8 protein-coding genes and 2 pseudogenes are annotated in these 15395 nt (G+C 62.0%); 5 read left to right on the top strand and 5 right to left on the bottom strand.

Annotation, left to right across the window (positions count from 1 at the left end):
• The 4 genes from BGIM_RS67350 to BGIM_RS0130975 all read right to left on the bottom strand — a co-directional run.
• Positions 1–926, bottom strand: a 926-nt coding sequence (locus tag BGIM_RS67350; protein ID WP_157369553.1) for a helix-turn-helix domain-containing protein, incomplete at its 3' end; no start/stop codon positions are given.
• Between the two features lie 31 nt (positions 927–957).
• Positions 958–2160, bottom strand: a complete 1203-nt coding sequence (locus BGIM_RS0130985; protein ID WP_157369552.1) for an efflux RND transporter periplasmic adaptor subunit — start codon at positions 2158–2160, stop codon at positions 958–960.
• Positions 2161–2295: 135 nt separating this feature from the next.
• Positions 2296–3042, bottom strand: a complete 747-nt coding sequence (locus BGIM_RS0130980) for a glucose 1-dehydrogenase (protein WP_029630913.1) — start codon at positions 3040–3042, stop codon at positions 2296–2298.
• Positions 3043–3214: 172 nt separating this feature from the next.
• A complete protein-coding gene (locus BGIM_RS0130975) occupies positions 3215–4093 on the bottom strand; it encodes an NmrA family NAD(P)-binding protein (protein WP_020473560.1) in 879 nt (292 codons plus the stop codon).
• Between the two features lie 111 nt (positions 4094–4204).
• Between BGIM_RS0130975 and BGIM_RS0130970 the strand changes: the two genes are divergently transcribed.
• The gene (locus BGIM_RS0130970; protein WP_020473559.1) at positions 4205–4822 is read left to right on the top strand and encodes a sigma-70 family RNA polymerase sigma factor; all 618 of its coding nucleotides are present in this window, start codon (positions 4205–4207) and stop codon (positions 4820–4822) included.
• A 60-nt stretch (positions 4823–4882) separates the two neighbouring features.
• The gene (locus BGIM_RS58570; RefSeq protein ID WP_020473558.1) at positions 4883–8254 is read left to right on the top strand and encodes a protein kinase domain-containing protein; all 3372 of its coding nucleotides are present in this window, start codon (positions 4883–4885) and stop codon (positions 8252–8254) included.
• 294 nt (positions 8255–8548) lie between these two features.
• On the opposite strand, the gene BGIM_RS0130960 is transcribed toward BGIM_RS58570, so the two are convergent.
• Positions 8549–10342 carry an ABC transporter ATP-binding protein gene (locus BGIM_RS0130960; RefSeq protein ID WP_020473557.1) on the bottom strand — a complete coding sequence of 598 codons (1794 nt, stop codon included), beginning with the start codon at positions 10340–10342 and terminating at the stop codon, positions 8549–8551.
• A 1078-nt stretch (positions 10343–11420) separates the two neighbouring features.
• On the opposite strand from BGIM_RS0130960, the pseudogene BGIM_RS53235 reads away from it, so the two are divergent.
• The 3 genes and pseudogenes from BGIM_RS53235 to BGIM_RS66075 all read left to right on the top strand — a co-directional run.
• Positions 11421–11973 (top strand): annotated as a pseudogene (locus tag BGIM_RS53235) (ECF-type sigma factor).
• Positions 11974–12352: 379 nt separating this feature from the next.
• Complete coding sequence (locus tag BGIM_RS58565) at positions 12353–15124, top strand: protein kinase domain-containing protein (protein WP_020473553.1); 2772 nt, start codon at positions 12353–12355, stop codon at positions 15122–15124.
• A pseudogene (locus tag BGIM_RS66075) lies at positions 15006–15395 on the top strand (hypothetical protein); the annotation flags it as partial. The gene BGIM_RS58565 and the pseudogene BGIM_RS66075, both read left to right, overlap by 119 nt.

The following is a 15395-nucleotide window of genomic DNA, read 5'->3' as shown; positions in this document are numbered from 1 at the left end:
CGGGCGGCGTCGTGCAACGCCCGCAGGCCGACCCGGTTGAACCGGCGCAAGCGGCCATACACGGTGATCCGTGTGACGCCCAGCCGGCGGGCAATGTGGGCTGGCTTCTCGCCATCGGCCAGGGCCAGGAGGATGGCGGCCCGTTCGACGACGCGGGCTTCGGATTTACGAGAACGAGTCAGCCGGGTGAGTTCGGCCCGTTCCTCAGCCGTCATCTCCCGGAGACGTAGTGGCTTCCAAACACGTCGTGGCATGCGGAGATTCCTGCCAAAAATGAAGTGCCAAATAGTGTATTGATATTTGGCGGATGCACCACTAAAGTCGTTCATCTTGGCGGGATCAAGCCAGACCCGGATCGAATATTCTCGCTCGCCGAAGATGACCACGTCACCAACGCCGGGCACCCGGGCGAGGTCGTCCTTGACGTTGATTCGGCCGTAGTTCGAGAGCGCGAGTTGGTCCTTCTTAGGCTGTTTCGTCTGCGGGTCAGTCTCGGAGACCAACGTGACGACGAGCAGAATAGCCGTCGATTGTTTCTTGGTCGTGACGCCGATTTGCTTGACCACTTCGGGCAGTCTCGCCAGAGCGATGGCGACCCGGTTTTGCACAAGCACCTGCGCCATGTCCGGGTCGGTGCCCACTTTGAAGGTGACGGTCAGCCGCATGGCCCCGTCGTTGGTGCTTTGGCTCTCCATGTAAAGCATGTTTTCAACGCCGTTGATTTGCTCCTCAATCGGCTGGGCCACCTCGACGGCGACCTTCTCCGCGTTCTGACCGGGATAAACCGCCGTCACCACCACTTGCGGCGGCACGACATCCGGGTATTGCGAGATCGGCAGGGAAGTCAGCGCCAGCAGGCCGCCGATCATCGTGAGCAAGGCGATGACGATGGCGGCGATGGGCCGCGTGATGAAATATTGGGCCATTATGGTGTCGTCCTGTGGGGGGAGCGGTGAATTATTTCGGCGAGACCGGCGATGATTGTTCCGTGGCCGTCACCGGGGCGCCGGGGCGCACGCGCAGAAGGCCGTTGACGACGACCATGTCCTTGACGGAGAGGCCCTGCTCGATGACTTGCAACCGCACACCGTTGACCTCGCGGACCGGACCGGCGACAATCGGCCGGAATTCCGCGATCTCTTTCCCCTCTTTCTGGACGACGACATAGACGAACTTCTGTTGCTGCCGGATGCCGACGGCAATCTCGGGGATCGTGACCTTCTTCATCGGCGGCCCGGCTTCCGCCTTGATCCGGATGGAATCACCCGGCGAGAGGCGGTGATCGGGGTTCGGGAACACGCCGCGCACCTCCCGGCTCGCCGTGCCGCGTGATATTTCGGGGGCGATGTAGTTCACGTAGCCCTCGTGCGGGTAACCCGTGTCTGATTTGCCGCCAATCCAGCACTTGAGCGCGTGGAGACGCGGGTCAGGCAGTGTTTTGTCGTCGTAGATCAGTTTCCGATACGCGAGTGATGTCATCTCATCGATGTCCCAATAGCCGTACATGGGGTTCAGGGACACCACCTTGCAAAGCACTGTCTGGCCGCTGAGCACGAGGTTTCCTTCCGTGATCAGTGTGCGGCTGATCCGGGCTTGGATGTCGCCGCCGGATGTGTTCATCGTCAGGTTTTCCGGGGCGGTGATGTCCTTGGCGCTCAGCCGGATCACGCAGTTGTTACGGTCGAACTCCGCCTTCCGCAGCGCCGCGCTCGCCGAGTCACGCACCGCCGTTTGAGAATCACGATTGGCCTTCGCGGCGCTCACTTCGCTGGTGGTCGTTTTGAACAGGGATTGCGTTTTGTCAAAGTCGCTCTGACTGACGGCGCCCGTCTGGGCCAATTTGGATTGGCGCTCGTACTCCACTTTGGCGAGCGCGTAGCGCTCTTCGGCCGTGATCACGTCGGCAGTCAATTTTTGCAAACTGGCGACGGCGGCTGCAAGATTTGCTCGGGCGCTCAATAGAGCCGCCTCATAAGGCTCTGAGTCAATCTCGTAAAGCACATCGCCACCCTTCACCAACCGGCCTTCCTTGAAATGGATGGTCTTCAAATAGCCCGTCACCTGAGCCCGCACTTCCACTTCGCGGGCCGCCCGGAGGTAGCCGGTGAACTCGTAATAGGTGTCGAGCGTCCGCTCCACCGGCCGCTCGACAGTCACCACGGGGGGCTCCGGCGGGGCGATTGCCGGCGGCCTGCCGCACCCCAGGACGAACACGAAACAGATGCAAAAGCATTTCTTCATCACCGCACCATGTTTTCTCGGGGATCGCGGGTCATTGGCTCAAGTCGTCTCGGGTCAGCGTATGCCGCCGGTCGCCAGGAGCAACTCGCCGGTGAGCCAGCCGGAGTCGTCCGAGGCGAGAAAAACCGCAAGAGGGGCGATATCGCCGACCCTGCCGGTGCGCCCGAGGGGAGTTTGGGTGATCAGGGCTTTTTCGAGGTCCGAGCCGATCATCCCGCCGCTGTGTGTGCCTTCGGTCTCGACCATACCGGGGTTGATGGAGTTGACACGGATTTTCCTCGGCCCGAGTTCTCGCGCGAGCACGCCGGTGATGGCATCGACAGCCCCTTTCGTGCCGGTGTAGACCGTGCTGTTCGCGGGGGTGATGCGGGTAACGCCGGACCCGATGTTGATGATGCAGCCCCCTTCGCCGAGGTGTTTGACAGCCGCCCGGGTGGTGAGCAGGAGGCCGAGCACGTTGATGTTGAACATCTTGTGAAAAAGTTCCTCGGTGACGGCCTCAATCGGGGCGAACTCATAGATGCCGGAGTTGTTGACAAGAATGTCAAGCCGCCCGTAGTTCTTGATCGCCGCTTCGATGATGCCTTGGGCCTCGGCCCCTTTGGAGACATCGCCGCCGATGGCGACCGCTTTCCCGCCGGCTTTCGTAATGGACGTGACCACGGCGTCCGCGCCAGCCTTGCTGGAGGCGTAGTTCACCACCACGGCCGCCCCCTCCGCCGCGAGCGCCTTGGCGACGGCCGCTCCGATGCCCTTGGACGCCCCCGTGACGACCGCGACTTTACCCGTGAGCTTGCCCATGACCGGCTCCTTCAAAAAGATTGTGACTGAGAGATTTCGAGGCTGCGTCCAAACACAGAACGCATCGCCCGACCGGATCACAAGCATTCAGTTTGCTGAATCGCAAGGCTTTCCTGTCCGGTTGCGAAACCAAGCGTGGAGGGCGGACACGAAATCATGCTTTGGCTACGGTTTAATACCGGAACCTGTCCGCATGTGTCTTTGCGAAGTCAGCCACCGTCCGAGGTTGACGGCCGGTGATCGCGGGGAAATTGTCGAACACCTTGTCCGCGCCGAGATCGACGCCGGCGGTGAGCCAGACATAGCTGTTGTAAACGCAACGCATGTACGCAGGCTCCGACCCGGCCGCGAGCACCTTTTGAAGAAACTCCTCCGGCGGTCGGGCTTCGTAGGAAAAAGGCTGTCCGAGGACGCGGGTGAAAGTCTCGGCCACTTCGCCAAATGTTTTGGCTTCGTATCCGAGCCGGTAAGTTTTTCCGGCATGCCTGACCGGGTCGAGCAGGCATGCGGCCGCTGCGGCCGCGACATCGTCACAATCGACCCAACTGAGCCGGGCGTCGCCGACAAAGTGTCGGATGATCCCCTGCTTGACAAAGCTCTCGCCGCCATATCCGAGCAAATTTTGCATGAAGATTTCGGGTCGCAAATGCGTGAACGAGAACCCGCACCATTCGATGTAGCGCTCGATGAACTGGTGCCAGGCATAGTGGTCCACGCGGGTGTCGTCGTCGCCGCACGCGCCCAGGTGAACGATGTGCCGGACGCCCGCCTGTTTGGCTGTGTTCAAGAAGTCCTTGCTCTGGCGAAGCATGTCCACGGTGTAGCCCGTGACCAGGAAGGCGCGTTCGACCCCTTCGAGAGCTGGCGCGATTGTCTCGATCCGGTCGAGGTCGAGAGCGACGGCGGTCGTGCCCGGCGTCTTCCATTTCTCGGGGGAGCGGGTCGCCGCCACGACTTGGATCGCTGGGTTGCCGGTCAGGAGAGGGATCACGGCCTCGCCCACCTGGCCTGTTGCCCCCAAAATCAGAATCTTCGGTTTCGTGCCCGCCATCGTCGTGCCCTCTCTTTGGGTGATCAGCCGGACTGGCCGAATGGCCAAGCGTAGAGGGCGGACACTCGCTGGCGATATAATCGCCCCTGTGTTCTCAAGTCGGGAGTTACGATGAACGATGAACCCACCTCTGCCGTCGTTCAACGCTACTTGGATGAACTGGCGGGAGACGCCCCCGCCGAACCGGTCGTGCGGTTGCTGATCGACCGGGCCGTGCGCCGGTTGCACCAGTTATGCGCCGCCGTGCTGCATCGCGGCTACCCGCGTCTGACACGGCCCCCACTGAACTTGCATGTTGACGAGATGCTTGGGGCCGTGGTCGAACGACTGCTCAAGGCTCTGCGCGAGGCCCGTCCGGCGACCGTGCGCCAGTTCTTCGCGCTGGCCGGCCAACACCTGCGGTGGGAGTTAAATGACCTTGCCCGACGCTTGGATGAGGGGCCACGTGCCGCCGAGGGCCTTGACGGGCTGCTCCCGGCGCCGGCCGACAGCGATTCCGGCCTGACATCGGAGGGGCGTCGCATGATTGCGGCGATTGACGGTCTGACGGAAGAAGAACGCGAGGCGTTCGATCTCGTGCGGATTCAGGGAATGACCCACCCCGAAGCTGCGGAGTTGCTCGGAGTCTCGGTGAAAACGGTGCAGCGGCGGCTGAATCGCGGCCTCTTGCTTCTGACGGGGCAGTTGCGCGATCTTCGCCCGGATGACACGCCACCGGACTTGATTTAGGCGTTTGGCTTCCTCTTCGTCCGGCGCGGCAGGGAACACAACTGGCCTGGAGAACACGCAATGCCCGACGAACCTCGCCTGCTTGAGTTGCTTGACGAATTGTTTGACTCGAAAGCCACGCCGGAAGAAGTTTGCCGCTCTTGCCCCGAGTTGCTTCCGCAAGTCCGCTCTCGCTGGCTTCATGTGCGCCAGGCGCAGGCCGAACTGGACGCCCTGTTCCCGCCTTATGCAGAGAGCGAGGCAAAAGAAGCGGTCCCGCACGATGGCGCCCCGCTTCCGCAGATCGCGGGTTACGAGGTAATCGGCATCCTCGGGCATGGGGGCATGGGGGTTGTCTTCCGGGCGAGGCATCTTGGGCTCAACCGCGTTGTCGCGATGAAGATGGCGATTGCCGGCGCGTATGCGTCCAAGGTCGAGCGGGAGCGGTTCCAACGGGAAGCGGAGGCCGTGGCCGGTCTGCGGCACCCGAATATCGTGCAGATCCATGATGTCGGCGATTCGGACGGACGACCCTATTTCACAATGGAACTCGTCGACGGGGGCAACCTCGCGCAGAAGCTGACCGGAACGCCCCGTTCGCCCCGAGAGGCAGCCCAGCTCTTGGTGACACTCGCGGGTGCGGTTCACGCGGCTCATCAAGGCGGGATCGTACATCGCGACCTGAAGCCCTCGAACGTGTTCTTCACCGCCGACGAAGTCCCCAAGATCGGAGACTTCGGCCTCGCCCGGCGACGAGATGACGAAATCGGCCTCACGCGCACCGGCACCGCGCTCGGGACGCCGAGCTACATGGCCCCTGAACAGGCCGCCGGGAAGCGGCTTGCGGTCGAACCGGCCGTCGATATTTACGCCCTCGGGGCCATCTTATACGAACTCCTGACGGGCTGCCCGCCGTTCCGCGCGGAGACGGCGACAGAAACCATCCAGCAGGCGCTCACCCTCGATCCCGTGCCTCCGTCCCGATTAAACGCCAAAGTGCCCCGCGACTTGGAAATTATCTGCTTGAAGTGTCTCGGCAAAGAACCGGGTCTTCGCTACGCCGGCGCATCCGACTTGGCGGATGACCTCGACCGCTTCCTCCATGGCGAGGCGATCGCCGCCAGACCCGAGGGCCGGCTGCGACGGCTGGCGCGGCGTATCCGTCGGAGGCCCGTGCCTTCGGCTTCGCTCGCCTTGGCCGTGTTGTTGGCGGTTATCCTGATCGGCGGGGGGATTTGGCTCCTTTTTGAACGCGCGGCATCCACACGCCGGATCGAAGCGGAGCAAGCCGCCGCAGAACGGACGGCCGACGAGCATTTGCGGGAGATGGCCGAATCGATGAAGACAGCGTCCTGGCCCGAGGCACGCGCCGCCTTGGAGCGGGCGAAGGCATGGCTCGGCTCCCTCGGGTCGGATGAGCTCAAGCGCCGCGTCGAGCAGGGGGCGCGCGATCTGGAACTGGTCGCAAGGCTGGACGCCATCCGTCTGACAGGTTATACGCGTGTCGGGACCAACCTCGACTTCACGAAAGCCGACGAAGAATATGAGGCTGCGTTCCGCGAAGCCGGACTCGGTCAGGTCGGCGACCCGGTGGACGCGGTCGCGGCGAGGGTGAAGGCGTCGAATATCCGCAACGCGCTGCTGGCCGCGCTCGACAATTGGGCCGGCTGTGCCACGGACTCAAGCCGCCGTGATTGGGTGGCGGACGTAACCAACCAGATTGATGGAAATACAACGCCTTGGCGCGTCCTCGCCCGCGACCCGGCGTCTTGGAAGGACGAGGCGGCGGTGCTCAAGCTGATTGCGGATGTTCCTCGCGCCGAGCAGTCCGTGGCGTTGCTGCTGGCGGCCGAGGCGGGTGTGACGGCGGAGAAAAAACTCCGTCAACTCTTTCTCAAGCGGATCCACGAGGCGCACCCCCGCGACTTCTGGGTGAACCTGAGGCTGGCCATGAGGCTGGCCCAAGACGGCAAAGAGGCGGAAGCCATCGGCTACTACCAAGTGGCGGCGACGATCCGGCCGGAGGTGGCGATGCTCCAACATAATCTGGGCATGGCGCTGGTGAACACGAATCGTTTTGACGAGGCCCTCCCGCGGATGCGGCAGGCCATTGCCCTCGACCCGACGGTCGCCATCTCGCACTACAATTTGGCGAACGCCCTCTCGGCCATCGGCCGACACACCGAGGCAATCGAAGAAGCCGGGACGGCCCTTCGGTTGGGCTACGACATTGCCTTGCTCCACACCATCCTGGGCAAGGGTTTGGAGGCGCTGAAATGCCCGTCGGAGGCTCTCGAACAGTATCGCCAGGCCGTGATGATGGACCCGAAGAACCAAGTGGCCCGCAAAGAGTTACGTGGCATCCTCCTGCGGCTCGGACGGGCCGAGGAGTTACAAGCCGTCTGGGCGAAAGTCTTTGAGGGCGACCCGCCGAAACACGACGATTGGTACGGGTATGCCGAATTGTGCCTGTTCGTCGGACGGGAGGAGGACTATGCCCTCGCCCGACATGCCTTGCTCGCCAAGTTCGGCGGCAGCAGCGAACCGTATGTGGCGGAACGGGTCAGCCGCGCGTGCTTGCTCCGGCCTGTGTCGGGAGACGACCTCGTCCGTGCCGTCGCCCTTGCCAACCGCGCGGCCGCCGCCGACCAGTCGAGGTATTCGTTGGTCCATCACGCGTTCCAGTTCGTGCGGGGCCTGGCCGAGTATCGCCAGGGACGATACGACCAGGCGATCACCACCATGCAGGGGGAAGCCTCCCGAGCCCTCGGCCCGGCGCCCCGGCTGGTCCTCGCAATGGCCCGACACCGGAGCGGGCAGGCGGAGGAGGCTCGGAAAACGCTGGCCGCCGCCATCGCCTCGCACGACTGGCGGGCGAGCCAGATCCGCGATCAGGACGGTTGGATCTGCCATTCCCTTCGCCGCGAGGCCGAGGAGTTGATCATTCCCGAATGGCCTGCCCTCGTCGCCGGGACGCGCCCGCCCAAAGACAACGACGAGCGGTTGGCGCTCTTGGGAGTCCGGCAGTTTGCGAACCGATTTCGCGACTGCGCTCGCCTTTACGCGGACGTCTTTGCCGCCGACCCGAACATCCTGCGGGATCTCGGGGCGGGCCAGCTCCAAAACGCCGCCCGCTTCGCGGCCCTGGCCGGTGGCGGCCACGGCGAGAACGGAGCGGAAATCGGGGCGAAGAAGCGAGAACAATTGCGCTCGGCCGCGAGGCAGTGGTTGAGGGCGTATCTGGATATCTCCCGGGCGTTCCTCGACCAAGATCAGGCCCGGAACAGCGAATGGGTGCGCTGGCATCTCAACCGCTGCCGTGAAACACCCGATCTGGCCGGATTGCGCGACCCGGCCGAACTTGAGAAACTTTCTCCGGAGGAGCGCAAGGATTGCCTGGCGCTGTGGGAAGAGACGGCCGCTTTGTTCAATCGCGCCAACGCGGCCAAGTGACGCCGGCTCCACACAGGTTCGGCCGCCGTTCCTGAAGCCTGCGGATAGGCACCTTTGCCCAACAGTCGCCAAGGCTCTTCGGCATTGCGAGAGAAGAGCTTCATGTGAATCAAGGGCCATCGCACTTTCAATCTCGAAGAGAGCGCAGGCGCCTCCGATCATCCAGTGGCGAATCAATGATGCCTCGCTGAGTAAAAACGGATCAGAGGTGACGGGAATGACTGGGTTGTGCCCGGCGCCGGGCACGAGGTGAAGGACTGGGTCATGGGAGAGATAAAGACCGTGATCTGAGCCTCAGTCATGCGCGAACTGCAATTGGACCAATGTCCGGTACTTGCCATCTTGGGCCAGCAACTCTTCATGGTCGCCGGTCTGGATCACCCGGCCCTCGTCAATGACATAGATTCGATCAGCCCGCCGAACCGTTGACAGGCGATGGGCGATGATGATCGAAGTCCGGCCTTTCATCAACTCGTCAAGCGCTTGCTGAACGAGATGCTCGCTTTCCGAATCCAGCGAGCTGGTGGCCTCATCAAGGATGAGAATGGCCGGGTCGCGCAGAATCGCCCGGGCGATTGCGACTCGTTGCCGCTGACCTCCGGAAAGTTTGACCCCGCGTTCGCCAACCAGTGTTTCATAGCCTTCGGGAAATCCGGCGATGAACTCATGCGCGTTCGCCTTGCGCGCCGCGTCTTCGATTTCCTCACGGCTTGCCCCGGGCCGACCATAAGCAATGTTTTCGGCAATGCTCCCGCCGAACAAGAACACATCTTGCGGAACGGTCGCCATATGTTCACGAATCCCCCGCAGCGGGTATTCGCGAACATCACGACCGTCGATCAAAACGCGGCCCGAGTCCGGTTCATAAAACCGCAACAACAGGGAGACGATCGTCGACTTCCCGGCGCCACTCGGACCGACCAGGGCAATGCGTTCGCCGGCTCCGGCCCTCAGCGACAGTGTTCTCAGCACGGTGATTTCATTGCGTGAGGGATAAGCGAAGCTCACCTCGTCAAAATCAATCGTGCCGGTTGGTCGCGCAATCGTCCTTTCCGACTGGTCTTCTGGCTCTTCACGAAGCAATTCACGAACGCGTTGGGTCGAGCCGATGGTTCGTTGCAGTTGGGCATACAGCTCCGCGAACGAGCCAACCGCTCCGCCGACGAACATCGTATAGAGCAAAAACTGCGTCAGGTCGCCCAGGCTCATGTCGCCCGCTTTCACGAGTCTCGCCCCGAACCAGAGCACCAGCACGAACGCCCCGAACAGCGCGAAGATCACGAACGCCGAGAACGCCCCGCGATAGAGGGCCACCCGAAGCACGTTTGTGACGACCTCGCTCATGCCGGTGCGATATCGGGTTTCCTCGAATGACTCGTTCGTGAATGCCTTCACGCCGGCGATACCTTGCAATGTCTCTTCGACGATCACGTTGGTGGCCGCGAGTTTGTCTTGGGCATCACGCGATAGTCTGCGCACTGCTCGTCCGAAAACTGCGGACGCCGCGAACAACGGAGGAACCGAGGCGAGCATGACAAGCGTGAGACGACCGGACGTGATTGCCAGCAGGACAATCCCGCCGAAAAGCAGAACGACTTGTCGCAGGAATTGCGGAATGGCCGATGTCAGGGCGTCTTGTATTTGCGACAGGTCCGAGGCCACCCGGCTCGAAAGCTCGCCGACGCGCCGTTGTGCGAAAAATCCGAGCGGCAATCGGAGCAACCGGGAATAGGTGTCCTGCCTCAGATCCGCGAGGCTGCGCTCGCCCACCTGGGCCAGCCAATAAGTCTGTCCGAACGAGCAAGCCGCCCGAATGGCGAGCACAATGACGAGCAAGCCTGCGGCCGCATTCATGTCGAGAGCCGATTCCGAACTTGGATTGGCGGCGTCCACGATTCGCCCCGCCAAATACGGAAACACCAAACCGAGCAGGCTGGCGGCAAACAGCGCCGCCATTGCCAGGACAAACCTGACCTGATAGCGCAGAATGTAGCCGAACAAGCGGTATGCCTCCCACAATCCGTCCCGGGTGACTTTGGCCGATTCCGCTTTTGAATTCGAACTTGATGACGAGCCATGACGAGCCATGAGACACTCCGAAGCGAGCGATGGACAACTCCTGAATAATAGGAAGGTGCCGCGAGCGATGGCTCGATCAAGTCGCGACCGCACGACACGAACCCTCGATTGGGTTGGGAAGCAACTTTCGTCTGTGGGAAGGATTTGGGAAGGTTGTTGGACATGCAAAGCCAATGTCTTTACAATACAAATTAACTGCGTTTCAGACGGATCTGTTGATTCAATAACGGCTTGAAGCGTAAATGTAGTGTTAAGCCACCACCTTATTTGATCCGTTTGAAAACGACATGGCGAGGGGTCTTTGTCGGTTGTTCTGTCTATTGTTCGAAGTTGCGACCCCTCACCCCGGCGGTCGTTTCGCCTCCATGACGCCGCTTGATTGATCCTGCGTCCTTTGCCGTATGCCCCGCTATTTCTTCCAACGGGCCACACATCCGCATCGTCGGCCAACTTCGCCAGCGTCTTTGACCCGGCATAGAATCTGAAAAACTTAACCGTCATTGCGCAACGATCAGCAAGCTCTTCAATAAACAGATTGCCAGAATCATCCGCGAGAATGTAAGGATGTCCCGGAAAACCAGGGGGGGGGGCGTCCGTTCATTGATGTTTGGGCGGGCCGGACGCTATTTGGCTCGCCATGATTAACGCTGTTCGGACTGTCAAAATTGATGGTCCTTCAAAATGGGCCATTTTCAATGGCTCAAAAAGGCTGCGCATTACTCCAAAATCATTTGGGAGCCTGTCGGTTTTGCCGGCTTTTCAAGGGGCTTTTAAAAAATGGTGTTCAATTGGCCCGCTGGTTTTGACCAGTCGGGTGGGTGTCCAACTGTCCAAAAAGTCACCAGAGGGGTGTTTGGAAGGTGTTTTTCGGTCACTTGGGGGTGGTTTTTGACCAGTTTGAAAATCCGAAAGGACCAAGGGCTGTAGCGTGTTGGCCGGTTCGGGAGCGGGTTCAAAAGTCCCGGCGCCGCCACCACGAGCGTCGTGATTGAAGCCGATGCCCCCGAAACCTCGACCGTCGGCGGATGTGTTGAAAGGATCGATTCGCCGTCATCCGGCCGGCTCAAAGTTGATAAAATCCGACCGTATGTCCGAGGTGACTCAGCTTCTTGCCGCAGCCGCCTCCGGCGACCGACAGGCGGCCGCCGGTTTGCTTCCGCTCATCTACGACGAGTTGCGCAAGCTCGCGGCCGCCCGCATGACGGACGAGGCACCCGACCACAACCTTCAGCCCAGCGCCCTTGTTCATGAGGCGTACCTTCGGCTGGTCGGGCCAGAGGATGAGTCTCGCGGAGAACCGGGGGCATTTTTTTGCGGCCGCCGCCGAGGCCATGCGCCGGATTTTGGTGGATGGCACCCGCCGGAAGAACCGGGAGAAGCTTCGGCGCGCCGTTCTCGGCGATATTCCCGCCGGGGAACCGGACCCGCGACACGACTTGATGGCCCTCGACGCCGCCCTGACCCGGCTGGCGGCCGAAGACCCGCAGGGCGCCCGGCTGGTCGAACTCTGGCATTTCGGCGGATTAACGGTTCCCGAGGCCGCCCAAGTGATGGGGATCGCCCCCCGCACCGCCGACCGGATGTGGGCGTTTGCCCGCGCCTGGTTGCACGAAGAACTGACCAACGGCGGGGGTGAATAGAATTTTTTGACAATTTCTGGCGTGATTTCCGCCTGACGGCGCATTGATCCAAGATTCCATCCGAATCTGTCCGGGGCCACGGCATGACCGAGCGTGAAATTTTCATGGCCGTTATCGACCTGCCCGACGCGGCATCACGGTCCGCGTATCTCGACAAAGCCTGCGGGGCGAACACGGCCTTGCGGAAGCGGGTCGAGGGGCTGCTCCGCTCGCACGATTCGGCCGGAAGTTTTCTGGGCGTCCCGGCCGTCGGAACGCCCGATCAGAACGCCGACGCGTTGTCTTTTGAAGCGGATCAGGCTCCCCCTCCGACGAGGCAACGGCGTTTCTCGCCCCGCCGCAGCGGCCCGGCTCGCTTGGCCGGATCGGTCATTACGAGGTGTTGCAAATCATCGGCAGAGGGGGGTTCGGGGTCGTCTTCCGGGCCTTTGACGAGGTGCTTCACCGGGTCGTCGCGGTCAAGGCCCTGTCCCCGCAAATGGCGGCCACGTCGCCCGCCCGCAAGCGATTTGTCCGCGAGGCAAGATCGTCGGCCGGGGTGCGGCACGAGAACATGGTGCAGGTGTACGAGGTCGGCGAACAGCCGCTGCCGTACATTGCGATGGAGTTCATCCCCGGCGAGACGCTTCAACAGCGGCTCGACCGCGACGGGCCGATTGACGTGCTTGACGTGCTGGGGATCGGCCGACAAATCGCCGCCGGACTGGCCGCCGCCCACGCGGCCGATTTGATCCACCGGGACATCAAGCCGGCCAACATCATGCTCGAAGGCGGCACCCGGCGGGTGAGGATCACCGACTTCGGCCTGGCCCGCGCCGCCGACGACGCTAGCATCACCCAGAGCGGCATGATCGCCGGGACGCCGATGTACATGGCCCCGGAGCAGGCCACCGGAGAACCGCTCGACCAGCGGGCCGACCTGTTCAGCCTTGGCAGCGTCCTTTATGTGATGGTGTCCGGCCGGCCGCCGTTCCGGGCCAACGGCGCGCTGGCGGTGTTGAGGCGGGTCGTCGAAGACACGCCCCGGCCAATCCGCGAGATCATCCCCGAGACGCCGTCGTGGCTCTGTGACATCATCTCCAAGTTGCATGCCAAGAATCCGGAGGAGCGTTACAAGTCGGCCCGCGAGGTGGCCGGCGTTCTCGCCGACTGCGAAGCCCGGCTCAAGGCAAACCCCGAACTCGGGGAATTGCCCCCCGCGCCGCCGCCGGAGAAACCGGCGCTGACGGTCGCACGCTCCGGCCGCCGGAAGCGGGCGACCATCGTGGCACTGTTGCTGTCCGTCGTCACGCTGGGCGTGACGGAAGCCGCCGGGGTCACGCATTTGTTCCGGGAACGGCCGCCAAAGACCGACTCCATCCAACCCCAAGACGGTCCGCCAATCGAACTGGCGAAGGGACCGCCGGATGGAACAATTAATCCGACGACAAAGGCTTCGCCTCCGCCCGCCGTTCACCTGTTCACCGATGCGGACGCCCGGCGAATCGCCGCGCTGCCGCCCATCGAGCAGGCCGGGGAAGTGCGCAAGGAATTGAAACGGCTCAACCCGGATTTTGATGGCGCCTTCCGGCCCGTCGTCAAGGACGACGCCGTCACGGAGTTGTACTTCTGCACGGATTATGTGACAGACATCTCACCCGTCCGGGCGTTGCCCCGTCTGCAAATCCTCTCCATGAAAGGCTCCCGCGTGGGCCGGGGCTCGCTTGTCGACTTGTCCCCCCTGAAAGGGATGGTCTTGGTTGATTTGAATCTCGCAAACAACAAGATCAGGAACCTGGCGCCGCTTCAGGGGATGCCCCTCAAAGGACTGGATTTGTGGCAATGGGTTGGAACGGACATGAAGCCGCTTCAGGGGATGCCGCTGAAGATGTTGAACGGCGGCGGCGGCAATCAAATGCTCGATCTCATGCCACTGGCCGGGTTGCCGCTGGAATATTTGTGCGTCAATTACACGAAGGCTTCCGACCTCGCCCCGTTGAGGGGGATTCCGTTGAGGTGGGTGGAATTCACCAACACGAATGTGACGGATGTCTCGCCGTTGCGGGAAGTGAAGACGCTGGAATCCATCAATCGACAACCGAGCACCAAGTTTTGGCAGATGGTCGATGCGAAAAAAAACGACCCGGCCCCGCCCATGGCTGACCCCGGCCCTGACCGCAAGGCCGCCGAGTATGTGCTGTCCGTTGGCAGAACGCTCCGGATCAACGGCCGGGACGATGAGATCAGCAACCGCGCCCGCCTGCCCGGCGGGACATTCCGGCTGACATCCGTGTCGCTCATTCAAAACCAGCAGGTGACCAACGCCGGGTTGGATGTCTTCAAGGATTGCCGGGACCTGACGCATGTTGTTCTGTTGGACAGCAAAAATGTGACCGACGCGGGGCTGGCTCACTTCCGGGGATGTCAAAATTTGATCCGCCTCGACCTGAACGGCACGAATGTGACCGACGCGGGGCTGGCTTGTTTCAAGGTTTGCGCCAACATCACCACGCTTGCCTTGCCCCATACGGTGATCTCGGACCGGGGATTACTGGAGTTTCCGAGCCTCAAGAACCTCACCCTTCTCGACCTGTGTGGTTGCAGGAACGTCACCGGTGCGGGTTTGGCCCGGTTCACGGACTCCAAGAACCTGACGTTTCTCGGCCTCGAATTCGCCGGGGTCACCGACGACGATCTCGCCCGGTTCGCGGATTGCAAGAAACTGGCGACTCTCCGGCTGGGCGGCACGAAGATCACGAATGCGGGGTTGGCCGGGTTCAAGGATTGCAAAAACATTGTGATTATTTCCTTGGGCAACACGCCGGTGACCGACGCGGGGCTGGCCTGCCTCAAGGATCGGAAGAACCTGACCCAACTCCAGTTGAACAACACGTCGGTGACCGACACGGGACTGGCCGAACTCACCGGACTAAACCGGCTGACCAAACTCGGCCTGACCAAGGCAAAGGGCGTCAACGAACTGGCCAAGGCGTTGCCCAATTGCCAGATCACCTGGGATGGCGGCAGGACCGGAATCGGTAGTGATCGGGGATGTGAATGGCGACGGCAAGCCCGACCTCGTCGTCGCCAACCTCTCAGACAACAGCGTCACCATGCTGCTGAATCATATCGTGGAAGAAGGTCTGGCGGCCCGTCTGTTCGTCGTGAATGACGGTCCGGGTTCCGATGTCAACTTGCAGACATCCACGACGATTGCCGCCAACTGGGCGCCGTTCCCGGACGAGGAGAACGGCGTCGCCGGTTACCAATGGGCCATTGGCACATCACCCGGCGGCGCCGACGTGCAGGGCTTCACCAATGTCGGCCTCGCCACCAACGCCGGCAACAGCGCGCTCCCGCTGACCGCCGGCCAGACCTATTATGTGACCGTCCGGGCCGTTGACAGTCTTGGCAACCCCGGTTTGGCCGCCAGTTCCAACGGC

Source organism: Zavarzinella formosa DSM 19928 (assembly GCF_000255705.1).
In the GTDB taxonomy this organism is placed as follows: Bacteria; Planctomycetota; Planctomycetia; order Gemmatales; family Gemmataceae; genus Zavarzinella; species Zavarzinella formosa.
The sequence above is the reverse complement of the archived record's forward strand: the minus strand, read 5'-3'. Positions and strand labels throughout refer to the sequence as shown.